Genomic DNA, 22,489 nt, shown 5'->3' on the forward strand with positions numbered 1-22,489 from the left:
CGAGTCAATCCTTTACCGCGGCGAGCGCCTGTGGCAGCGTGAAACGACCGGCGTAGAGGGCTTTGCCCACGATGGCGCCCTCGACGCCCCGATCGGTCAGGGTCGCGATGGCACGCAGGTCGTCCAGGCTGGACACCCCGCCGGAGGCGATCACCGGCGCGTCGGTGCGCTCGGCGACCCGGGCCAGCAACTCCAGGTTCGGCCCGCCCAGCGTTCCGTCTTTGGTGACATCGGTGACCACGTAGCGCGAGCATCCTTCGCTGTCCAGGCGGTCCAGCACCTCCCACAGGTCGCCACCGTCGGTCTCCCAACCGCGTCCGCGTAACCGGTGCTCGCCCTCCACAATCTGAACATCCAGGCCCACGGCGACCTTCTCGCCGTGCTCGGCGATCGCCCGCGCACACCACTGCGGGTTCTCCAGCGCCGCGGTGCCCAGGTTGACCCGCGCGCAACCGGTCGCCAGCGCCGCCGCCAGCGAGTCGTCGTCGCGGATACCGCCGGATAGCTCCACCTGCACATCGAGTTTGCCCACCACGTCGGCGAGCAACTCCCGGTTGGAGCCGCGACCGAACGCGGCGTCGAGGTCGACCAGATGTATCCAGTCGGTGCCGTCGCGCTGCCAGCCCAGCGCGGCATCCAGCGCGGAGCCGTATTCGGTTTCACTGCCGGCTTTGCCCTGGACCAGGCGCACGGCTCGGCCCTCGACCACGTCGACGGCGGGCAACAGGATCAGCGTCATCGCGACAGCCCCTCGACCCAGTTACCCAGCACGGCCGCGCCGGCATCGCCGCTCTTCTCCGGGTGGAACTGGGTCGCCGACAACGGCCCGTCCTCGACCGCGGCTAGAAAAGGCACCTGATGTGTCGCCCAGGTCAACATCGCTGCGGGTGATCCTTCCCACCGCTGTGCGGCGTAGGAGTGTACGAAATAGAACCGGGTGTCTTCGGCCAGACCGTTGAAGAGCGTGCTGCCGGGCGCGGCCTGCACGACGTTCCAGCCCATGTGGGGGATCACCGGGGCGTCCAGCCGGGTCACCGCGCCGGGCCACTGCCCGCAACCCGTGGTCTCCACGCCGAACTCGACGCCGCGGGCGAACAGGATCTGCATGCCCACGCAGATACCCAGTACCGGGCGTCCGGCCGCGACCCGCTCGGCGATGATGCGTTCCCCGTCGACTTTGCGCAGACCCGCCATGCAGGCTTCGAATGCCCCGACCCCGGGCACTACCAGTCCGTCGGCGGCCAGCGCTTCCTCGGCGTCGGCGGTCACCTCGACCCGGGCGCCGGTGCGCTCCAGCGCCCGCTGAGCCGACCGGAGGTTGCCCGAACCGTAGTCGAGAACAACGACTTGCGCTGTCACAGAACACCTTTGGTAGATGGCACGCCCGAAACCCGGGAGTCGAACTCGACGGCGTGACGCAGCGCGCGGGCCACCGCCTTATATTCGGCCTCGGTGATGTGATGCGGGTCGCGACCGTAGAGCACCCGCACGTGCAGCGCGATGCGGGCGTTCATGGCCAGCGATTCGAACACGTGCCGGTTGATGACGGTGTGGTACGGCACCGCATTGCCGGCAATCGTGAAGTGCTGCAGATGATCCGGCTCACCGGTGTGTACGCAGTACGGGCGGCCCGACACGTCGACAGCCGCGTGCGCCAGCGTCTCGTCCATCGGGATGAACGCATCACCGAACCGGCGGATGCCCTTCTTGTCGCCCAACGCCTCCCCCAGCGCCTGGCCCAGGGCGATCGCGGTGTCCTCGACCGTGTGGTGCGCCTCGATCTCGACGTCACCCTTGGTGCGCACGGTCAGGTCGAAGCTGGCGTGGCTGCCCAGTGCGGTCAGCATGTGGTCGAAGTACGGGACGCCGGTGTCGATGTCGACCTGGCCGGTGCCGTCTAGGTCGAGCTCGATGACGATGTCGGACTCTTTGGTGCGGCGTTCGATACGCGCGCGCCGAGGTTCGTGGACTGTCACGATGCTCCTATACAAGGCTGCGGGGCCGGGGCCAGTTCGGTGGCGGCGATCCGGGCGCTCGCCGCCAGGAAGGCGTCGTTCTCGTGGGCCAGCCCCGTGGTGGCGCGCAGATAACCCGGGATGCCGACGTCGCGGATCAGCACGCCGGAATCCAGGTAATGCTGCCACGCGGCCGGCGCGTCGGCGAATTCACCGAACAGCACGAAATTGGCGTCACTGGGGATCACCCGAAAACCCATGCCGGCCAACGCGGTCGACACCCGCTCGCGTTCGGCGATCAGGGCGGCGACGCTGCCCAGGGTGTCATCGGCGTGCCGCAGGGCGGCCCGCGCGGCGGCCTGGGTGACCGAGGACAGGTGATACGGCAGGCGCACCAGCAGCATGGCCTCAACCAGGGCGGGTGTGGCCACCAGGTAACCCAGCCGGCCGCCGGCGAAGGCGAATGCCTTGCTCATGGTGCGGGTGACGACGAGTTTGGTCGGGTACTGCTCGACCAGCGTCACCGCGCTGGGCTGCGCGGAGAACTCGCCATAGGCTTCGTCGACGATCAGGATCCCGGGCACCGCATCGAGCAGCCGGCGCAGTTGCGGCAGTGTGATGCTCTGTCCGGACGGATTATTGGGGCTGGCGATGAACACCACATCGGGTCGGCGGTCGGTGACCGCGGCGACGGCGGCTTCGATATCGAGGCTGAAGTCGTCGGCGCGGGCGGTTTCCAGCCATTCGGTGCGGGTGGCGTCGGAGATGATGGGATGCATCGAGTACGACGGCACGAATCCGATCGCGCTGCGCCCGGGGCCGCCGAAGGCCTGCAGCAGCTGCTGCAGGATCTCGTTGGATCCGTTTGCCGCCCAGACGCTTTCGGGGCCGACCGGAATACCGACCTGGGCGCTGAGGTAGGCGGCCAAATCGGTGCGCAGCGCCACCGCGTCGCGGTCGGGATACCGGTGCAGATCGGCGGCCGCTGCACGCACCGATGCTACGACGTCATCGACCAGCGCCCGGGTGGGGGGGTGCGGGTTCTCGTTGGTGTTCAGCCGTACCGGTACCTCCAATTGCGGTGCGCCGTAGGGAATTTTGCCGCGCAGGTCAGCGCGCAGCGGCAAGTCGTCCAGGGTCGGCTTCATGACTCGAACCGTCGCCGGACGGCCTCGCCGTGGGCGGGCAGATCCTCGGCCTGGGCCAGCGCGACCACGTGCCCGGCAACATCCTTCAGAGCTGATTCGGTGTAGTCGACGACGTGAATGCCGCGCAGGAAGGTCTGCACCGACAGGCCGCTGGAGTGCCGTGCCGAACCCGCGGTGGGCAGCACGTGATTGGACCCCGCGCAGTAGTCACCGAGACTGACCGGGGCATAAGGCCCGACGAAAATCGCTCCGGCGGAACGGATTCGGCTTGCCACTGCCGTTGCGTCGGCGGTCTGGATCTCCAAATGCTCGGCGGCGTAGGCATTCACGACCTGGACGGCGGCGTCGAGGTCGTCGGTCAGGATGATCTTCGACTGCGGCCCGGACAGCGCCGCCTCGACGCGTTGCCGGTGCACGGTGGTCTGCAGCTGGTTGGCCAGTGCGGCGTCGGTGGCGTCGGCCAGTTCGACGCTGGGCGTGACCAGCACGCTGGCGGCCATCTCGTCGTGTTCGGCCTGGCTGATCAGATCAGCGGCGACGTGCACCGGGTTGGCCGTCTGGTCGGCCAGGATCGCGATTTCGGTGGGCCCGGCCTCGGCGTCGATTCCGACCAGGGACCGGCACAACCGTTTGGCGGCGGTGACATAGATGTTGCCGGGACCGGTGATCATGTCGACCGGAACGAGCTCCGGTCCACCCGTGTCGAGGCCGCCGTACGCCAGCAACGCCACGGCCTGCGCCCCGCCGACCGCCCACACCTCTTCGACACCCAGCAGCCCGGCCGCAGCCAGGATGGTCGGGTGGGGCAGCCCGCCGAACTCCGCCTGGGGCGGGCTGGCGATCACCAGCGAGTCGACCCCGGCCGCCTGCGCCGGCACCACGTTCATCACCACGCTGGACGGGTAGACCGCGTTTCCGCCGGGCACGTACAAGCCGACCCGCTCCACGGGGACCCAGCGTTCGGTGACCGTCGCGCCCGGACCCAATGTGGTGGTGGTGTCGGTGCGGCGCTGGTCGGCGTGCACGGCACGCGCCCGCTCGATCATCACCTGCAACGCGTCGCGCACATCGTCGTCGAGTCCGACGATCGCGGCCTCCAGCGCACCTTCGGGTACCCGGACCGCCGCAGGTCGCACGCCGTCGAACTGCTCGGCGTACTCCAGGGCCGCCTCGACACCACGCTCAGCGACCGCCTGCACGATCGGGCGCACCCGGTCCAGCACCGATTCGACGTCCACCCCGGCGCGCGGCAGATCGGCCCGCAGCCGCGCGGCCGTCAGCTCCACACCCCGCAGATCGATACGGGACAGCAGCGCAGGCTCGCCGGTCGGTGTAGTCGTCACGCCCACCATTGTCCCAGAGCAGCTCACATCGATATTCCACCGGTAGTGTGCCCGGTGGAAGTCAGGCCCGGTAGCGGAGGGAGCCAGCTATGCCCGGTCGGGATCAACACCCCAACAACGCCCCCGGCGTCCCGATGATCTACCCGGTGTGGTTCGAGAACCTCCAAGTCAGATACCTCAACCCGGCGCTCAAACCGATCGTCCGCTACCTGCCCGGCACGGCGACGATCGAGCACCGCGGACGCAAGTCCGGCAAGCCGTACCGGACCATCGTTACCACCTACCGCAAAGGCGGTCTGTTGGCGGTCGCGCTGGGTCACGGCAAGACCGACTGGGCGAAGAACGTGCTGGCCGCCGGTGAAGCCGACGTGCATTACACCCGTCGGGTGGTGCACATCACCAATCCCCGGATCCTGCCCGCCGGTTCCGAGGCGGCCGGGCTGCCCTGGTTGGCGCGACTGCAACTGCGCCGGATGGCGGTCCTGGTCGGCGACGTCGCCTGAGCCGCAAGTGCCGAAGGCCGCGAGTCAAATCCTGGTGAAGACCGTCTTGCCGGTCATGGTGGGCCACGCGGCAGCGGCTTCTTCCCACGGCACCACGCGGTCGACGGCCGCCGACAGATCACATCCGTCGGCGATCAGCCCGAGCACGGACGGGATGGCCGCGCGCGCATTGACCCGGCCGGTGACGAACCTGACGCCCCGGGTATACAGGTGCAGCAGCGCCATCTCGACGTTCTGGTGATAGATGCCGGTGTCGGTGCACACGCCGTCCGCCCACGTCGCGCGCAACGTAGCGGCAAGTAGCTCCGGATCGGCCGAGGTGTTCACCGTCACCGGATAGGGATCCCACTCTTTGGCCGGTTTCGGCCGGTCGTGCGTAGTCGCGCCAAGCTGTTGTGCCGCGCTCAACCGCTGCGGGTCGGTGTCGACGTAGTCCACCTGGGCGCCGAGCGCTGAAGCGAACGCCACCGCATACAACCCGATGGACAACCGGCCGACCACCAGCACTCGCCGGTCGGCCTGGTCCAGCAGGGCTAGTTCGCTGGCGAAGGGACCGACTGTGCGCCAGCCGTCGGGAATGTTGTCCGACAGCGAGGCGACGGCCACCGGATCGACCCCGGCCGGAACCGGGATCAGCATCGCATCGGCGTAGGGCACCAACACCAGATCCGACATGAACCCGCCACCGTCCAGGCCGGCGATCGGTCCCATCCCGTACATCGCCATCAGCGGCAGCGAACCGCAGGAGCCGGTCGCCCCGCGGCGACACTCCCGACAGGTGCCGCAGCTGATCTGAAAAGGGACCACCACCCGGTCCCCGACTCGCACGCTGGACACCTCCGCGCCCACCGCGACGACCTCGGCCACGCCTTCATGACCCACCGCGTAACCCGGCGGAAGCGGGAGCCGACCAGCGCAGACAGCGACGTCGAGGTCGCAGCAGGCGACGGCCAGCGGACGTACCAAGGCCTGTCCGGGCGCTGCCAGCACCGGGTCGGCGACCTCGCGCCACGCGTAGTGCCCGGGCTCCGCATGTGTCAATTGCCGCATCGCACCATCCTTGCCCGGTCACCTCATGCGCTGAAGCCCATGCCCGGCGCTACATGTCCAGGCCGACGTCCAGCACGCGCACCGAATGCGTCAACGCCCCGACGGCGAGGTAATCCACGCCTGTGCCGGCGTACGTCGCGGCCGTCTCCAGGCTGAGCCCACCGGAGGATTCAAGGAGAACCTCTGGCGCGCGGGCGTCGCGACGCTGCACCGCCGTCTGCGTCTGCCACACCGGGAAGTTGTCCAGCAGGATCAGCTCGGGCTTCTCGGGCAGCACCTCGTCGAGTTGCTCGAGGGAATCCACTTCGACCTCGCAGCACATCTCGGGTGCGGCGGCCCGCACGGCGCGCAACGCCTCCACCACCGATCCGGCCGCTGCGACGTGGTTGTCCTTGATCAGCGCCGCATCGCCCAGACCGAGCCGGTGATTGACGCCGCCGCCGACGCGCACCGCGTACTTCTGCAATGCCCGTAGACCCGGCAGGGTCTTGCGGGTGTCGCGAATCTTGGCCTTGGTGCCGCTGACGGCCTCCACCCACGCTGCCGTCACCGATGCGATCCCGGACAGGTGACAGACCAGGTTCAGCATGGTCCGTTCGGCGGTCAGCAGTCCCCGCGTCTCGGCCCGCACCGTCAGAAACGGCTCGCCCGCGTCGACTTTCGCCCCGTCCTCCACCCGGTGCAGCACCTGGTACCCACGGCTGCCGATCACCTCGTCGAGCACCAGCAGCGCCACGTCCACCCCGGCGACCACGCCGGGCTCCCGGGGCACCATCGACGCGGTGGCCACGTCGTTCGCCGGCACGGTGGCCAACGTGGTGGTGTCCGGGCCGTAACGCAGGTCTTCGACCAGGCCCCGCCGGATGGTCTCCCGAGCGTCGATCAGCTCGGCGTCGTCCAGCATCATCAGCCCACCGCCGCCAACGCTTCGACCTGGACAGAATCGGTCGGCTGCTCGCCGTCGAAGGCCAGCCGGACCAGAATGCTGCGCCCGGTCTCGGTGGCGGCCGACGGATGTTCGGCGCGGTGGTGGCATCCGCGGCTTTCGGCGCGGGCCAGCGCGGCGGCGGTGACCGTCCGGGCGGCCAGCGCCAGGGCGACGTCCTCGGCGCCGCGCCGGTCTGTCACATCCCGGACCGGTGCGGCGCCCAGCTTCCCGGCCAGCGCCTGCAGCCCGGGGGCGTCGCGGACCACCGAGGCATCCCGGCTCATCGCCTGCTGCAGGTCGGCGCGCTCGGGCGCGGTGTGGACGATCGGTGCGGGCAGCTTCGCGCGCGGATGTCCCGTCGCCGCCGCGTGTGCGACGGCGGCAGTGCCGGCCCGTGCGCCGACCACCAGACCTTCCAGCAGGCTGTTGGAGGCCAACCGGTTGGCGCCGTGCATGCCGGTGCGCGCCACTTCCCCGGCGGCGAACAATCCGGGCAGTTCGGTCCGGCCGTAGACGTCGGTGACGACGCCGCCGCAGCTGTAGTGTGCGCCCGGAATGATCGGGATGGGTTGGCGCACCGGGTCGATGCCGGCCGCGCGGCACGCGGCGGTGACCGTCGGGAACCGTGCCGGGAAGCCGGCGATGGCTCGGGCATCGAGGTAGGCGCACGGCTCGCCGGTGGCTTTCAGCCGCGCGTCGATGGCCGCGGCGACGACGTCGCGCGGGGCCAGGTCGCCCATCGGGTGGATACCGGCGGTGATCGAATTGCCTTGTTTGTCAATCAGTTTCGCGCCTTCACCGCGGATCGCCTCGGTGATCAGCGGTCGCCGGCCCCCGCCGTCGGGGGTGTAGAGCATCGTCGGGTGGAATTGGATGAATTCGAGGTCGGCGATCGCCGCGCCGGCCCACAATGCCAATGCGATGCCGTCACCGGTGGAACCGACCGGGTTGGTGGTCGCGCTGTAGAGATGCCCGAGGCCACCGGTGGCCAATATCACCGACGGCGCATGGATGATGCCGCAACCATCGGCACGCCCGACCAGCACCCCGGTGACCGCGTCACCGTCGTGCAGCACCCGCAGTGCGACGTGGCCGTTGCGGATGTCCAGCAGGCGGGCCGCATGATCGAGGGTGCGCTGCACCTCAGCGCCGGTCGCATCCCCGCCGGCATGCACGACGCGTCGTCGCGAGTGCCCGCCTTCGCGGGTAACATCCCACCGGCCCGGCACCACCTCGTCGAATCGTGCTCCCGCGCAGACCAATTCGGTCACCGCCCGGTAGCCGTCGGCGACGATCGAATACACCGCCTCAGGGTCGCACAGGCCCGCGCCCGCGGCCAGGGTGTCGGCGACGTGGGCGTCGACCGAGTCGTCGTTGTCCGGCAGTACCACCGCGATGCCGCCCTGGGCGTAGTGGGTGGCGGTCACCGCCCGCGTCTGCGTCGCTTTGTTGAGGACCACGACGCGGCCTCCCGCGCGGTGCGCGGCCAGCCCGGCGGCCAGTCCCGCGACGCCCATGCCGATCACCACGACGTCGGCGGAGTCCTGCCAGACCGGGCCAGTCGTCATTCGCCACCGCCCGGCTGGCCGATCGCGATCATCCGCTGCACGCTGCGGCGCCCCGCCGCCGCGATGTCCGGGTCGACGTGGACTTCGTCGGCGCCGTCCAGCAGGCAGCGCAACAGTGCGGCCGGGGTGATCATCTTCATGTACTTGCACGACGCGCGGTCGTTGACCGCCTGGAACTCGACTTCCGGTGCGGCCCTGCGTAGTTGGTGCAACATGCCGACCTCGGTGGCCACCAGCACCTTGCGGGCGTGGGTCTGGTGGGCGGCGTCCAGCATTCCGCCGGTGGATAGGATCTTGACTCGGTCGGCCGGGAAAGCTCCTTCCCCGGCCAGATACAAAGCCGAAGTGGCGCAACCACACTCGGGATGAACGAACAGCTCCGCGTCCGGGTTGGCGCGGGCCTGCTCGGTGAGCTCGTCACCGTTGATCCCGGCGTGCACGTGGCATTCGCCGGCCCACACATGCAGGTTCTCCCGACCCGTCACCCGGCGCACGTGGGCGCCCAGGAACTGGTCGGGGCAGAACAGCACTTCGCGGTCGGGGTCGATGGAGGCCACCACCTCGACCGCGTTGGACGACGTGCAGCAGATGTCGGTGAGGGCCTTGACCTCTGCGGTGGTGTTGACATAGGAGACCACGACCGCCCCGGGATGGTCGGCTTTCCAGGCGCGCAGTTCGTCGGCGGTGATCGAATCGGCCAGCGAGCACCCGGCGCGCTGATCCGGGATGAGTACCGTCTTGGCCGGGCTCAGGATCTTGGCGGTCTCGGCCATGAAGTGCACCCCGCAGAACACGATGGTGTCCTCAGGCGCGTCGGCCGCGATGCGGGACAGGGCCAGCGAGTCCCCCACGTGGTCGGCGACGTCCTGGATCGCCGGCAGCTGGTAGTTGTGGGCCAGGACGGTCGCACCGCGCAGCCGCGCCAGGCGGCGGATCTCGGCAGCCCACTGCGCGTCGCCCTCGATCCCGGTGTAGCCGGTCGCCGTGCTGACGATGCGGGCTGCCAGCTCATCGGCGATGTCCATGCGATTCAAGACCGTCATGGGGGCTCCTTTCGCACCCGGAGGTTTTCGACTTATAATCGAAAACATGCCTCATGGTAGCACCGCACACGAAGTGCTTGCCGTCGTGTTCCAGGTTTCACTGGGTGCCGGCAGCACTGCAAAGGGGTTACAGGCACAAAAACCGCAGTTGAACGTCCTGCTGTGGCAGCGCGCACAGGAACCGCAACAGGGTGCGTGGTCACTGCCCGGCGGCCGGTTGCGCAACGACGAGGACATGACCACCTCGGTTCGTCGCCAACTCGCCGAGAAAGTGGATCTGCGCGAAATCTCGCATCTGGAACAGCTGGCCGTGTTCTCCGACCCCGAGCGCGTGCCGGGCACCCGCATGATCGCCTCCACCTTCCTGGGTCTGGTGCCCTCCCCTGCCACGCCGGAACTGCCGCCCGACACCCGCTGGCACCCGGTCAACTCGTTACCGGAGATGGCGTTCGACCACGGCCCGATGGTGGCGCACGCCCGCACCCGACTGGTGGCCAAGATGTCGTACACGAACATCGGATTTGCCCTGGCGCCGAGGGAATTCGCGTTGTCCACCTTGCGCGATATCTACGGTGCCGCCCTGGGCCACCAGGTCGATGCGACCAACCTGCAGCGGGTGCTGGCCCGCCGTAAGGTCATCACCCAGACCGGCACCATCGCCCAGTCCGGACGCAGCGGCGGCCGCCCAGCGGCGCTGTACCGATTCACCGACTCCCGGCTGCGGGTCACCGACGAGTTCGCCGCGCTGCGGCCGCCCGGCTGAGCGGCCTTGTGACGGGCACCACGGCGTGCTGACTTCGGATCGGCGTAACCGGCCTGTACTGTCTTTAAGAGTTGTTTAAGAAGCTACTGGCGCAGAGTGAGCATCAACGCTGCGCTTCGACAGGCTGACGGCGCGCCCGTCCCGCGGTATCGGGGCCGGTGGCACGCGTACACCGAAGCCGATCGGCCTCGAAGGGAGCCTTGATGGTGGAGCTGGCCAATGTGGCAGGCGCAACGGGTGCGGAGTGGATCGGCCGCGCTCCGCACGAGGAGTTGCAGCGCAAGACCCGCCCGCTGCTGCCGTCCGACGACCCGTTCTATCAGCCGCCCCCCGGCTTCCAGCACGCCGAACCCGGGACCGTGCTGCGTTCGCGCGACGTCGAACTGGCCTTCATGGGCCTGATCCCGCAGTCCATGACGGCTGTCCAGTTGCTCTTCCGCACCACCGATCTGAACGGCAACCCCGAGGCGACGGTGACCACGGTGCTCGTCCCGGCGGAGGTGGCGCCCGGCAAGACGACGCCGGTGCTGTCCTACCAGTGCGCCATCGACGCGGTGGCGTCGCGCTGCTTTCCGTCGTATGCGCTGCGGCGGCGGGCGAAGGCGCTCGGATCCATCAGTCAACTCGAGCTGCTGCTGATCACCGCGGCTGTGGCAGAAGGCTGGGCGGTTTCGGTGCCCGACCACGAAGGTTTGCGCGGCGCCTGGGGCGTGCCGTTCGAACCCGGTTACCGCATCCTGGACGGGCTGCGCGCGGCGCTGAACACCGAGCGGCTCGGTTTGTCGCCGTCGGCGCCGATCGGCCTGTGGGGTTACTCCGGCGGCGGGCTGGCCAGCGCGTGGGCAGCCGAGATGTGCGGTGAATACGCCCCCGAGTTGAACATCGTCGGGGCGGTCCTGGGCTCCCCCGTCGGCAACCTGGGCAATACGTTCCGCAGGCTCAACGGTGGCCTGTTCGCCGGTCTGCCCTCCCTGGTGGTCGCCGCGCTCACGCACACCTACCCCGGTCTGGACGCGGTGATCAAGGAGCACACCAGCGAAGAGGGACGTGCCCTGCTCGACCGGCTGGAGACGATGACCACGGTGGAAGCCGTCGTCAAGATGGCGCACAAGAACATGGGCGACTACCTCGACGAACCGCTGGAACAGACACTGTCCAGACCGGCGGTGGTGCACGTCTTCGACAACATCAAGCTCGGGGCGGCCATCCCCACCCCGCCGGTGCTGATCGTGCAGGCCGTCCACGACTATCTGATCGCCGTCGACGACATCGACGAGCTCGCCGAGACCTACATCGCCGGTGGCGCCAGCGTCACCTACCACCGGGATGCGTTCAACGAGCACATGTTCCTACACCCGCTGTCGGCGCCCATGGCACTGCGCTGGTTGATCGACCGGTTCGCCGACCGGCCGCTGACCGACCACCTGGTGCGTACGACGTGGCCCACGATGTTCAACCCGATGACCTATGCCGGCATGGCGCGGCTCGGTGTGATCGCGGCCAAAGTGATCACCGGCCGCAAGATCCACCGCCGGCCGCTCTAGTTCTTACGTCAGCGGGCCCTGCGGGGTCATCGGCTTCGGAGCGGGCGGGGGTCCCGCCGGGGGCATCGGCGCAACCCAGTGCACCCGGTGCTGCGGCGGGTAGCCGCCCAGGTCGTCGCGGATCGTCCCGGCCGCCAGGACCGCATAGACCAGGGCCACCGTCGCGGTCGGTGAGAGCAGGGTGACCACGATGTGCGCAGCCGAGTGGCCGAAGAACACCGGGGGCGCCTGCGTCACGTAGGTCAGCGAGTGGTCGGCCTTCGACAACGGAACACTGTCGAAATCCAACGCACCGTAACGCAAATGGACCAGCAGCGCCCCCACCCCGGCAGCGACCGCGGCCGCGCCGACCAGTCCGAGGCACAGCGCGGCGACCATCTGCGGACCGCGATGGTCGCGCCACTGCCACGCCGCCACCGCGGCCACTACCGCGACGACCCCCAGCAAACTCACCAAGAGCATCGGCGCGATGAAGAAGTTCCGCGGCTCACCGTCCAGGCCGCCCAGGTATTCGTGCACCCGCTCGCCCTTGCGGGTGACGGCCACCACGGCGTGGACAGCCGGAGCAATCCACGCCCACAGCGCGCCGACGAGCACGCCGGCCGCCGTCAGGACAGCCACCACGGTCAGCAGCGCGCGCCGGCGCGTGGTCCGCGGCGCGACCCGGCCGGGATCCGCACCCGACGGCTGCTGCGGCGTCACCGCCACTCCGTCCATCACCTGCACTCACCTCCGATCGCAGACGCCCCGCGAGCATATCGTTGTCGCGGTATCAGCCTGGGGGCGCGGCGTCGTCGGCTCCGGGCCTTTGCCGGTCCCCAGCGCCCTCATATGTGCGCTCATCAGCCCCATTTGCCGGCATTTCGGGGCCGGTCGCGCGAGGCGAGCGCCTCTCGCGCCCGGGGGCGGCACCGTCGACGACGCCACCGATTGCGGGCCTCACTGCGTCGGTGACGCCGGCCCACGGCTGCGCCGGCACAGCCAGAGACATGTGAGCTGTCAGCGCTGCACGTCCAGGTCGGCAGAATCCACCAGTCCGTGCCGCGAACACTTGGCCCACCAACCGTCGGGCCGAACCTGCACGATCATCCGCCGCCCGCACGCGGCGCAGAACCGGGGCGGTTCCAGGCCCAGTTCGGCTGCGGTGGGCACCGCGGTGCCGGCTTGCACACCGGTATAGACGTTGTAAACGCCCGCCCCCACCGGGTCCGGCAGATCGCGGCCCATTACAGACTTGCGTTGAGCGCCTTGAGCGGCATCTGCAGGTCGTTAAGCAACTCGAGGTCGGCTTCAGCGGGCCGACCGAGCGTGGTCAGGTAGTTGCCGACGATCACCGCGTTGATCCCGCCCAGGATGCCCTGCTTGGCGCCGAGGTCGCCCAGAGTGATCTCGCGGCCGCCGGCGAACCGGAGCATCGTGCGCGGCAACGCCAGCCGGAACGCACCGACCGCCTTGAGCGCTTCGCTGGCCGGCAACACTTCCAGGTCACCGAACGGCGTGCCGGGCCGCGGATTGAGGAAGTTCAGCGGCACCTCGTCGGGGTTCAACTCGGCCAGGTCGGCGGCGAACTCGGCGCGTTGTTCCAGCGTCTCGCCCATGCCCAAGATCCCGCCGCAGCACACCTCCATGCCGGCGTCGCGCACCATCGAGAGCGTCTGCCAGCGCTCTTCCCAGGTGTGGGTGGTGACGACATTGGTGAAGAACGACCGTGCGGTCTCGAGGTTGTGGTTGTAACGGTGCACCCCCATCGCCGCCAACCGATCCACCTGCTCGGCCGTCAACATGCCCAGCGAGCAGGCGATCTGAATCTCCACCTCGTTACGAATCGCCTCGATGCCGGCTGCGACCTGGGCGAGCAACCGCTCGTCGGGTCCGCGCACCGCGGCCACGATGCAGAATTCGGTGGCCCCGGACTTCGCGGTCTGCTTGGCGGCCTCCACCAGGCTGGGGATGTCCAGCCAAGCACTGCGCACCGGCGACTTGAACAAACCCGACTGGGAACAGAAGTGGCAGTCCTCCGGGCAGCCGCCGGTCTTGAGGCTGATGATGCCCTCCACCTCGACCTCGGGACCACACCAGCGCATCCGCACCTCGTGAGCCAGGGCCAGCAGCTCCTCGAGCCGGTCATCGGGCAACTGCAGTACCTGCAGCACCTGGTCCTTGCTGAGCCCCGCACCGCCCTCCAGCACCTGCCGGCGGGCGACGGCCAGGATGTCCGCGTCGGCGTCGCGATCCAGGCCGGCCTCGGTAGACGGTCGAATTGGCGCTTGGGTCACCAGGTACTCCCCTGCTTCTTGATCGGGCCCGCGCGCGTTCCGGCCGCGGCGGCCCGAATCGAAAGATGTTCAGGCTAGGTTAACGGTCCCGGCCCCGGCGGACCCGGAGCGGGCTCGCAGTGCCGCACTGACACAGTTGCCGGGATACAAGTCCATCCGGCAGGGTAGAGAACCACTATGACCGACGAAAACGTCATCTACCTGGCTGACCACGGGGTCTGGCTGGCGATTCCGGCACTGACTCCTGCGTTGATTGTCGTAGGCGTGGTGTTGTATATCGCAATGCGGAACCGGCGAAGCTCGAGCGAAAAGCAGGATTGACCAGTGTTGCAATGGGGCATTAAAGATTCGTCCTAATCAGCGGCGCAAAACGGGAGGCGATCGCGATGGAAATGGCAGTTGTGGCGGAGGCGCCGGCAGCACGCGGTGCGGAACTGAATCAGGTCATCGGCCTGTCAGTTGCCGCACTGGTGATCACGCTGATCATGCTGGGTATTGGTTGGGCTCATCGCACCCACCGGATCAGTTGGCTGGACAAGTTCGCCAACTGGCTCGGCGTCAAGTTCAAGCGTCCGGCCTGGGTGGCACTGCCGGTGTTGGTATACACCACGTCCATCATCTGCGCGCTGTTCGGCTTCATCTGGGACGTCAGCTGGCACATCGGTGAAGGTCGCGACCCCGGTCCGCTGGCAAACCCGGCGCACTACTTCATCATTATCGGGTTGTTCGGCATCTTCCTGGCCGGCATGACCGCGATCGCGCTCCCGTTCGACAAGCCCGGTCCCGCCCCGGTGCGGATCACCGAACACTGGCACGCCCCCGTCGGCGGCATCTTGATGGCCGGTTGTGGCATGTACGCCTTGTTCGGTTTTCCGCTTGACGACATCTGGCACCGCATCTTCGGCCAGGACGTCACTCTGTGGGGTCCCACCCACCTGATGATGATCGGTGGGGCGGGCCTGTCCCTGTTCTCCGTGCTCATGCTCGAGTACGAAGGCGGGCGGGCGCTGCCCGACGCGCCGCCGGAGAAGCCGTTCGTCCGGTTCCTGCGTTACCTGTCCTGCGGTGGACTGCTGATCGGCCTGTCGGTGTATCAGATCGAGTTCGACTTCGGCGTCCCGCAGTTCCGCCTGGTATTCCAACCGATGATGATCGCCGGCGTCGCGGCGCTCGCGCTGATCGTGGCGCGCATGACGCTGGGGAAGGGCGCGGCGATCATCGCAGCGCTGTTCGCGATCGCGCTGCGCGGCGCGGTGGCCTTCACGGTCGGTCCCGTCCTGGGCGCACCACTGAACTGGTTCCCGCTGTACCTCGGCCCCGCGCTGGTGGTCGAGATCCTGGCGCTCACCCCGCTGTTGAAGCGTCCCATCGTGTTCGGCGCGGTCACCGGCCTGCTGGTGGGCACCGTGGGCCTGTGGCTGGAGTCGCTCTGGATCGGCGCCGTCTATCACTACCCGTGGCCGGTCAGCATGTGGGGCGAGGCCCTGGCGATGGCAGTGCCGGTCGCGGTGCTGATGGGCGTCTGCGGAGCGATGACCGGAATGGTGCTGACCGGGCAGAAACTGCCCGGCCGTGCCATCGGCATCGGATTCGTCGCCGCCACGGTTCTGGTCATCGGAGTGGCGGTGGCCAACGGGTTGCACATCGTCATCCCGAGCCAGAACACCGCGACCATCACGCTCACCGACCTGCCCGGCGAACCCGGCAAACGGATGGTTTCGGCGGACGTGCTGATCAACCCGCCGGACCTGATCCAGGACGAGCCCTATTGGCTGTCGACCACATCGTGGCAGGGAAAAATGGTCAACGACCGCGGTCTGGTCATCAACCGGCTCGAGAAGGTGGGTCCCGGGCACTACCGCACCACCAAACCCATCCCGGTATGGGGTTCGTGGAAGACGCTGTTGCGCGTGCATGACGGCTACACCATGACCGCGGTGCCGATTTATGAACCGGCCGACGAGGCGATTCCTGCACCGGAGGTGCCCGCCCAGCCGGTCATCACCCGGCCGTTCGTCCTGGAGAACACCATCCTGCAGCGCGAACGCGACCCGAACGCGCCCGAATGGCTGTTCACCGGAGGCTCGATCCTGGTGCTGATCTTCACCCTGATGGTGATCACGGCGCTGACGTGGGGCGCCGGCCGGATCAACAACGAGACCACCAAGCCCCGGCAGCCGGAAGAGGAAAAGCACCCCCTTCCTGAAGCGGCATAGCTCGATGACAGTCAAGCGTGCCCTCGCCGCGGCGTGGGCGGGGTTGCTCATGTCGGCGCTGATCGCCTGCGGTGGCAATTCGACGAGCAATTCCGCCCCGGCGGCGCTGGAACTCAACGTGACCATCGCCAACGGACAGATCTCCCCGACCAACGCCACCCTGCAGGCCAAGGTCAAGCAGCAGATCACCCTGCACGTCACCAGTGACGCCACCGACGAGCTGCACGTCCACTCGGTCCCCGACCACAGGTTCCAGGTCGCGGCCGCGCCGAACCAGACGTTCCAGTTCAGCGTTGACGTGCCCGGCAGCGTCGACGTGGAGTCACACCACCTGCACAAGACGATCGCGACCATCCAAGTCCAACCGTGACCGACAGCCGCTCGGCGTCGGTGCTCGCGCACGGCCTCGGCGGGTCCAACGATCTCCCGGTTCCGTACACGTTCGCCCTCATCGGCGCGGCCTGGGCGCTGACGTTCACCTTCGCCCTGGTCGCGCTGGCCTGGAAGCGGCCGCGGTTCGATCCGGCCAAACCGGGTCGTCCGTTACCGGAGGCGGTGACCGCCGTGGTCGATGCCCGCATCACCCGGTGGGTGGCTGCCGGTCTGGCGTTGCTGTTCGCCTGCTGGGTGCTGGCCGCCGGGCTGTGGGGTCCGCAGACGCAGGCCAACGGCCTGCTCGGGGCGTTCTATGTGTTGCTGTGGGTCGGGTTGGTCGCGCTGTCGCTGTCCTTCGGCCCGGTCTGGCGAGTTGTCTCCCCGGTGCGCACGGTGTATCTGCTGGTGCGACGCTGCCTGCCGGAGCGCCTGCGTCGAACCCGACTGGCCTATCCGGAGAGCTGGGGGTACCGTCCGGCCGCGATCGGGTTGTTCGCATTCGTCTGGATGGAACTGGCGAGCCCGGATCCAGCTTCGTTGACCGCGGTGAAGACATGGTTGCTGATCTATGCGGTGGTGCTGTTCGTCGGGGCGTGGCTGTGCGGGCAGCGCTTCCTAGCCCGGGCCGACCCGTTCGGCGTGTACAGCATGGCGGTGTCGCGACTGTGCCCGTTCTGGCGCAACACCGAAACCGGCAAGATCGTGATCGGCAACCCGTTCGACCACCTGCCGTCACTGCCGGTGCGCCCGGGAGTGGTGATGGTGCTGTCGGTGTTGCTCGGCTCCACCGCCTTCGACAGCTTCTCGGCGGCGCCGGCCTGGCGGAATTTCGCGGACGGCATCGCCCGCGGTATGCACGGCGTGCCGGAGACGCTGACCTCCTCCGCGCTGCGGACAGCCGGGTTGATCATCTTCATTTCGATTGTCGCGCTTACCTTTTCGCTGGCGGCACGCGCGACCGGCGGGGTGGACGCCGGGCAGCGCCGCGAGTTGCCCGGGCAGCTGGCGCACTCGTTGATCCCGATCGTGGTGGGCTATATCTTTGCGCACTACCTCACTTACCTGGTGGAGCGTGGACAGCAGGCCGTCATCGCGCTCGCCGATCCGCTGGGACGCGGCTGGAATCCGTTCGGGCTGGCCGACCAGCACGTCGCTTACGTGTTGTCGATGCATCCGGCGGTGCTGTCGACGATCAAGGTGGCGTGCGTGGTCACGGGTCACATCGTGGCGGTCATCGCAGCGCACGACAAAGCGTTACGTCTGCTCCCCAAAGACCACCAGCTCACCGGTCAGCTCACCATGATGCTGGTCATGGTTGGTTACACCTTCATGGGCTTGTATTTGCTGTTTGGTGGTTGAGAGGGTGAGCGGCAAGGGAAAGGAACCTCATTGACCTCGCCGAGTTCGACCGAAGAGATTGCTGCGGGCGACCCGCCCCCGACCGGCCGACGATGGCGGCGCCCGCACGTCGCGTCGTGGTTCAGTCTGCAATCCAAGGTGATGGCGATGTTGCTGGTCGCCAGCTTGATGTCGTTGGGCGTGATCGGGGTGGTCGGATACATCGCCGCTCGCAACGCGCTGTTACCGTCGGCCTCGGACCGGATGACACAGTTGCGCGAGTCGCAGAAGCGAGCCGTGGAGACGCTGTTCTCCGATCTGGCCAATTCGCTGGTGATCTACAGCCGCGGGACGACGGCACTGGAGGCGGTTCAGGCGTTCACCGCGGGTTTCGACCAACTCGCGAACGCACCCGTGGATCCCGCACAGCAGCAGGCACTGGTCACCTACTACAACGATCGGGTGATCAAGCCGGTCGAAAGCGCGACCGGCACCAAACTGGACCTCGATGCCCTGCTGCCCGCCAGCAACGCACAGCGGTACCTGCAGGCCCATTACACGGTGGCGCCGAATGCCTCAGCGCTCGACGACGCCGGCGACGGCAGCGCCTGGTCGGCGGCCAACGCCCGCTTCAACGAGTACTTCCGCGAAATCGCAACCCGCTTCGAGTATCGGGATGCATTGTTGCTCGACGCGCGCGGCAATGTCGTCTATAGCGTGCGCAAGAATCCCTCGCTCGGCAGCAACATCGCCACCGGCCCGTACCGTCAGTCCAATCTGCGCGGCGCCTTCGAGCGGGCGATGGGTGCGAACTCATCGAATTTCGTGTGGATCACCGACTTTCAACCCTATGCGGCGCAACTCGGCCAACCCGTCGCATGGCTGGTGGCGCCGATCGGAACGCCCGGTAAGGCCGCGGGGGTGCTGGCGCTGCCGCTCCCGATCGCCAAGGTGAACCGCATCATGACCGCCGACCGCAACTGGCTGGCCGCCGGAATGGGCAAGACCGGTGAAACCTACCTCGCCGGCCCGGACAGCCTGATGCGCTCGGACTCGCGGTTGTTCCTGGAAGACCCGCAGCAGTACCAGACCGAGGCGATATCGGCAGGCACGCGGCCCGACACCATCGAAGAGGCGATGCGTTGGCGCGGAACGACACTGGTTCAGCCGGTGGCGACCGACGCGGTGCGTGCCGCGCAGCGCGGCGACACCGGCACCATGATTGACAGAGATTATCTGGGCCGGCGCGAACTGGTCGCGTACGCCCCGCTCTCGCTGCCGAATTCCGACCTGCACTGGACGATACTCGCGTCGCGAGAGACCTCCGAAGCTAACGCCCGGTTCCTCTCGCTCACCAAGACAATCGTAATCGCTACTGCGGCAATGGTTTTCGTGATATGCGTGGGGGCACTGCTGGTAGCCCAGATCTTCGTGAGACCCATCCGGCGGTTGCAGGCCGGAGCCCATCAGATCAGCGCAGGCAACTACGACGTCGCCATACCGGTGACATCACGCGACGAGATCGGCGAACTGACCGAGGCTTTCAACGACATGAGCCACAACCTGCAGATCAAGGAAGAGCTGCTCTCGGAGCAGCGCAAGGAGAACGACCGGTTGCTGGGGTCGCTGATGCCCGAGCCGGTTGCCCAGCGATACCGCGAGGGCGAACAGACCATCGCGCAGGAACATCAGGACGTCACTGTCATCTTCGCCGACTTCGTCGGACTGGACGAAGTTTCCAACCACCTGTCCGGAAACGAATTGGTCGGCATCGTCGACGACCTCATCCAGGAGCTCGATGCAGCAGCGGAAGCGCTTGGCGTGGAACCGATTCGAACACTGCACAACGGTTACCTGGCCAGTTGCGGACTGAATTTCCCGCGACTGGACAGCGTGCACCGCACCGTCGAGTTCGCGGTGGAGATGCAGGCCATCATCGAGCGGTTCAACAGCAAGACCGGTTACCACGTGTCGCTGCGCGCCGGCATCAACACCGGTCACGTCATCAGCGGGCTGGTCGGGCGGTCCAGCATCGTCTACGACATGTGGGGCGCGGCGGTCAATCTGGCCCACAGCGTGCGTGGCAGCACCACACGGTCGGGGATCTACGTGACCTCTCAGGTGTACGAGGCGATGCGCGACATCCGGCAGTTCACCGAAGCCGGCGTGGTCAGCGTCGGCGGCCGGGACGTGCAGATCTGGAAATTGTCGGAGGACTCTGATGACCAGCACTGACACGTCATTCCTCTGGTGGGCCACCGCACTGGTGGTCGGTCTTCCGCTGCTGCTGATCGCACTGACCGAGTGGCACCACAGCCTGGTCCGCGGCGCCAGCCCACTGGCCCGGCCGGTGTTGCTGCTGCGCAGCTACCTGGTGCCGCTGGGGGCACTGTTGGTGCTGCTGGTCCAGGTCGCGAAGCTGCCCGCCGACGTCCCCTCGGTTCGACTGCTGGCCACGGTCTTCGGCTTCGTACTGCTGGTGCTGCTGCTCTCCGGGCTCAGCGCGACCGTGTTCGAGGGGGCCCCGCAGGGGTCGTGGCGCAGGCGGGTGCCAGACATCTTCCTGGACGTGACCCGATTCCTGCTGATCGGCGTGGGGCTGGCGGTCATCCTTTCCTACGTCTGGGGAGTGCGCGTCGGCGGTATCTTCACCGCGCTGGGCGTGACGTCGGTGGTCATCGGCCTGATGCTGCAGAATTCCGTCGGCCAGATCGTGTCGGGTCTGTTCATGTTGTTCGAACAGCCGTTCCGCATCGGTGACTGGCTGGACACCCCGGCCGCGCGCGGGCGCATCATCGAGGCCAACTGGCGTGCCGTGCACATCCAGACCGGCCAGGGACTTCAGATCACTCCGAACTCGGTGCTGGCCACGACGTCGTTCACCAATTTGAGCCGGCCGGCCGGTGCTCACATGCTGGTCATCACCGCCGCGTTCGCGGCGGCCGACCCGCCGGAACGGGTGTGCGCGCTGCTGACCCGGACCGCCGATGCGCTGCCGCAGCGCCGGACCGACTTCGACAGCACCGCCCTGCCCATCGGCACCGGCCAGTACCGCGTCACCATCGGATTGCGCTCACCGGCCGACGACTCCGCAGCGCAAGCCACCTTTCTGCGCTGGTTGTGGTACGCCGCCCGCCGCGAGGGGTTGCGCCTCGACGAACAGGACGACGACTATTCGACGCCGGAAAGGGTCGACTGGGCGTTGCGCACGGTGGTGGCACCTGCGTTGCGCCTGACCCAGAACGACCGGCAGGCGTTGGGCACGTACGGCAGGATCGTGCGGTACGCGGCCGACGAGATCGTCGAACACGCTGATCGGGTGCCGTCGAGCATGACGTTCCTTATCGAGGGCAGCGTGCGGTTGACCGCGGTCGCCGACGACGGATCGCCCGTGGTGATCGGCACCATGGACGAAGGTTCGTTCCTCGGTGCGACCGCGCTGACCCGTCAGCCCAATCTGGCCGACGCACGGGCGATCGGCGAAGTGACCGCGCTGCAACTAGATCGCGAGCATCTCGCTCAATTCGTGATGGGCAGGCCGGTGCTGCAGCAGGAGCTGGGCCGCGCCATCGAGAATCGGCGCGCCAGAGTGGAACAGGCGTGCGCGCAGGCGTAACGCGCGATCGCTGTCACGATCATGCCGCTGCCGCGGACGCCTCAGGACGGACGGTCCAGTCCCGCCTCGTGCTGTTCGACGATCCACCGCGCTATCTCGATGAGTTTGATGTTTCCGCGCTGCGACGTCTTGATGAGTAAGTTGAATGCCTGCAGGCCAGTGAGATTCATCCGCTGCATGATGATGCCTTTGGCTTGGCCGATGATGTCACGGGTGGTCAAGGCCGCGTCAAAGTGGGTGGCGGCGGCGGAGCCGGCGAGCGCTATCGAGGCATGCTGGGCCAGCACGAGTCCTATGTGGACCGAATCTTCGCCGAACACTCCGGCTTCGGCGGCGTACAGATTGAGCGCGCCCAGGTTCTGCTGGTTGACGAACAGCTGGAACGACAGGACGCTACCCATCCCCCGGTCCCGTGCCGCCCGGGCGTAGCGCGGCCACCGTTTCTCGCTGCTCAAATCGTCGACGAGCACTGTGTGGTGCTCTCGTAGCGCGTCCAGGCACGGTCCTTCATTCAGTGCGGTCTGCATCTCGTCCAGTTCGGCGACCCGTGGATCGGTCGGAACTTCAGCGCGCACCGCGCCTGCCTCGATGAGTGAAATCCCGGCCCACCGAGTGCCCGGCACCAGCGCGACCGCGCCCTCGACGATCGCGGCAAGGGTCTCACCGACGTCGGTCTGACCCTGCATGTGGACCGCCAGGTCGCCGAGAAGCGACGCGAGATCCTGCGCAGCTTCTCCGGCCATACCAAAAACCCTAATCCACGTCGTAGAACGTCGCCTGGAGCGCCCCCGGCAGCCGGTTTCAGGACCGCCGAGGGCTGAGT

22 protein-coding genes are annotated in these 22,489 nt (G+C 67.7%); 9 read left to right on the plus strand and 13 right to left on the minus strand.

What is annotated here, in order from left to right; genetic code table 11:
* Positions 1 to 4: 4 nt before the first annotated feature.
* The 5 genes from priA to hisD are packed head-to-tail and all read right to left on the minus strand — an operon-like array spanning position 5 to position 4,416.
* Positions 5 to 739, minus strand: a complete 735-nt coding sequence (gene priA, locus AC5Y6Y_RS04075; protein ID WP_463825201.1) for a bifunctional 1-(5-phosphoribosyl)-5-((5-phosphoribosylamino)methylideneamino)imidazole-4-carboxamide isomerase/phosphoribosylanthranilate isomerase PriA — start codon at positions 737 to 739, stop codon at positions 5 to 7.
* The gene (hisH, locus tag AC5Y6Y_RS04080) at positions 736 to 1,359 is read right to left on the minus strand and encodes an imidazole glycerol phosphate synthase subunit HisH (RefSeq protein WP_473139658.1); all 624 of its coding nucleotides are present in this window, start codon (positions 1,357 to 1,359) and stop codon (positions 736 to 738) included. Before hisH ends, priA begins: the two co-directional genes overlap by 4 nt.
* A complete protein-coding gene (gene hisB / locus AC5Y6Y_RS04085; RefSeq protein WP_463825199.1) occupies positions 1,356 to 1,976 on the minus strand; it encodes an imidazoleglycerol-phosphate dehydratase HisB in 621 nt (206 codons plus the stop codon). Before hisB ends, hisH begins: the two co-directional genes overlap by 4 nt.
* The gene (locus AC5Y6Y_RS04090; RefSeq protein ID WP_473139657.1) at positions 1,973 to 3,103 is read right to left on the minus strand and encodes a histidinol-phosphate transaminase; all 1,131 of its coding nucleotides are present in this window, start codon (positions 3,101 to 3,103) and stop codon (positions 1,973 to 1,975) included. The genes hisB and AC5Y6Y_RS04090 overlap by 4 nt, the downstream gene beginning before the upstream one ends.
* On the minus strand, positions 3,100 to 4,416 hold the full coding sequence (gene hisD / locus AC5Y6Y_RS04095) for a histidinol dehydrogenase (RefSeq protein ID WP_499919163.1): 1,317 nt from the start codon (positions 4,414 to 4,416) through the stop codon (positions 3,100 to 3,102). Before hisD ends, AC5Y6Y_RS04090 begins: the two co-directional genes overlap by 4 nt.
* Before the next feature lie 119 nt (positions 4,417 to 4,535).
* Between hisD and AC5Y6Y_RS04100 the strand changes: the two genes are divergently transcribed.
* Positions 4,536 to 4,949 (plus strand): nitroreductase family deazaflavin-dependent oxidoreductase, encoded by a 414-nt coding sequence (locus AC5Y6Y_RS04100; protein WP_473139656.1) that lies wholly within the window; start codon positions 4,536 to 4,538, stop codon positions 4,947 to 4,949.
* A gap of 24 nt (positions 4,950 to 4,973) precedes the next feature.
* Here the strand turns inward: AC5Y6Y_RS04100 and AC5Y6Y_RS04105 are convergent, their stop codons facing one another.
* From AC5Y6Y_RS04105 to nadA, 4 genes are read right to left on the minus strand one after another with little or no spacing between them, the layout of a single operon-like run.
* Complete coding sequence (locus tag AC5Y6Y_RS04105) at positions 4,974 to 5,999, minus strand: zinc-dependent alcohol dehydrogenase (protein WP_473139655.1); 1,026 nt, start codon at positions 5,997 to 5,999, stop codon at positions 4,974 to 4,976.
* A gap of 49 nt (positions 6,000 to 6,048) precedes the next feature.
* On the minus strand, positions 6,049 to 6,906 hold the full coding sequence (nadC, locus tag AC5Y6Y_RS04110) for a carboxylating nicotinate-nucleotide diphosphorylase (protein WP_499919100.1): 858 nt from the start codon (positions 6,904 to 6,906) through the stop codon (positions 6,049 to 6,051).
* Positions 6,906 to 8,495: an L-aspartate oxidase gene (locus tag AC5Y6Y_RS04115; protein ID WP_499919099.1), complete on the minus strand. Its 1,590-nt coding sequence runs from the start codon at positions 8,493 to 8,495 to the stop codon at positions 6,906 to 6,908. The genes nadC and AC5Y6Y_RS04115 overlap by 1 nt, the downstream gene beginning before the upstream one ends.
* On the minus strand, positions 8,492 to 9,538 hold the full coding sequence (gene nadA, locus AC5Y6Y_RS04120; RefSeq protein ID WP_463825193.1) for a quinolinate synthase NadA: 1,047 nt from the start codon (positions 9,536 to 9,538) through the stop codon (positions 8,492 to 8,494). The genes AC5Y6Y_RS04115 and nadA overlap by 4 nt, the downstream gene beginning before the upstream one ends.
* Positions 9,539 to 9,584: 46 nt before the next feature.
* On the opposite strand from nadA, the gene AC5Y6Y_RS04125 reads away from it, so the two are divergent.
* Together AC5Y6Y_RS04125 and AC5Y6Y_RS04130 are read left to right on the plus strand one after the other, a co-directional pair.
* Complete coding sequence (locus AC5Y6Y_RS04125) at positions 9,585 to 10,301, plus strand: NUDIX hydrolase (RefSeq protein ID WP_499919097.1); 717 nt, start codon at positions 9,585 to 9,587, stop codon at positions 10,299 to 10,301.
* 203 nt (positions 10,302 to 10,504) lie between these two features.
* On the plus strand, positions 10,505 to 11,845 hold the full coding sequence (locus AC5Y6Y_RS04130; protein WP_463825191.1) for a lipase family protein: 1,341 nt from the start codon (positions 10,505 to 10,507) through the stop codon (positions 11,843 to 11,845).
* 3 nt (positions 11,846 to 11,848) lie between these two features.
* Here the strand turns inward: AC5Y6Y_RS04130 and AC5Y6Y_RS04135 are convergent, their stop codons facing one another.
* The 3 genes from AC5Y6Y_RS04135 to bioB form a co-directional block, all read right to left on the minus strand.
* Entirely contained in the window at positions 11,849 to 12,562 is a 714-nt protein-coding gene (locus tag AC5Y6Y_RS04135; RefSeq protein WP_499919161.1) for a DUF2567 domain-containing protein, read from the minus strand.
* 282 nt (positions 12,563 to 12,844) lie between these two features.
* Positions 12,845 to 13,072 carry a biotin synthase auxiliary protein BsaP gene (gene bsaP / locus AC5Y6Y_RS04140; protein WP_463825190.1) on the minus strand — a complete coding sequence of 76 codons (228 nt, stop codon included), beginning with the start codon at positions 13,070 to 13,072 and terminating at the stop codon, positions 12,845 to 12,847.
* Positions 13,072 to 14,121 carry a biotin synthase BioB gene (gene bioB, locus AC5Y6Y_RS04145; RefSeq protein WP_499919095.1) on the minus strand — a complete coding sequence of 350 codons (1,050 nt, stop codon included), beginning with the start codon at positions 14,119 to 14,121 and terminating at the stop codon, positions 13,072 to 13,074. Before bioB ends, bsaP begins: the two co-directional genes overlap by 1 nt.
* A 177-nt stretch (positions 14,122 to 14,298) precedes the next feature.
* On the opposite strand from bioB, the gene AC5Y6Y_RS04150 reads away from it, so the two are divergent.
* From AC5Y6Y_RS04150 to AC5Y6Y_RS04175, 6 genes are all read left to right on the plus strand, one after another.
* On the plus strand, positions 14,299 to 14,442 hold the full coding sequence (locus tag AC5Y6Y_RS04150) for a hypothetical protein (protein ID WP_463825188.1): 144 nt from the start codon (positions 14,299 to 14,301) through the stop codon (positions 14,440 to 14,442).
* Between the two features lie 65 nt (positions 14,443 to 14,507).
* On the plus strand, positions 14,508 to 16,337 hold the full coding sequence (locus AC5Y6Y_RS04155; protein WP_463825187.1) for a hypothetical protein: 1,830 nt from the start codon (positions 14,508 to 14,510) through the stop codon (positions 16,335 to 16,337).
* A gap of 4 nt (positions 16,338 to 16,341) precedes the next feature.
* On the plus strand, positions 16,342 to 16,707 hold the full coding sequence (locus AC5Y6Y_RS04160) for a hypothetical protein (RefSeq protein WP_463825186.1): 366 nt from the start codon (positions 16,342 to 16,344) through the stop codon (positions 16,705 to 16,707).
* Positions 16,704 to 18,071 carry a hypothetical protein gene (locus AC5Y6Y_RS04165; RefSeq protein ID WP_499919094.1) on the plus strand — a complete coding sequence of 456 codons (1,368 nt, stop codon included), beginning with the start codon at positions 16,704 to 16,706 and terminating at the stop codon, positions 18,069 to 18,071. The genes AC5Y6Y_RS04160 and AC5Y6Y_RS04165 overlap by 4 nt, the downstream gene beginning before the upstream one ends.
* A 30-nt stretch (positions 18,072 to 18,101) precedes the next feature.
* A complete protein-coding gene (locus AC5Y6Y_RS04170; protein ID WP_499919093.1) occupies positions 18,102 to 20,285 on the plus strand; it encodes an adenylate/guanylate cyclase domain-containing protein in 2,184 nt (727 codons plus the stop codon).
* Positions 20,272 to 21,666 carry a mechanosensitive ion channel domain-containing protein gene (locus tag AC5Y6Y_RS04175; protein WP_499919091.1) on the plus strand — a complete coding sequence of 465 codons (1,395 nt, stop codon included), beginning with the start codon at positions 20,272 to 20,274 and terminating at the stop codon, positions 21,664 to 21,666. Before AC5Y6Y_RS04170 ends, AC5Y6Y_RS04175 begins: the two co-directional genes overlap by 14 nt.
* 41 nt (positions 21,667 to 21,707) lie before the next feature.
* Here AC5Y6Y_RS04175 and AC5Y6Y_RS04180 read toward each other — a convergent pair whose 3' ends face one another.
* Positions 21,708 to 22,409 (minus strand): GAF and ANTAR domain-containing protein, encoded by a 702-nt coding sequence (locus AC5Y6Y_RS04180; RefSeq protein ID WP_463825182.1) that lies wholly within the window; start codon positions 22,407 to 22,409, stop codon positions 21,708 to 21,710.
* Positions 22,410 to 22,489: the final 80 nt, after the last annotated feature.

This window comes from Mycobacterium sp. NGS24 (genome assembly GCF_059813065.1).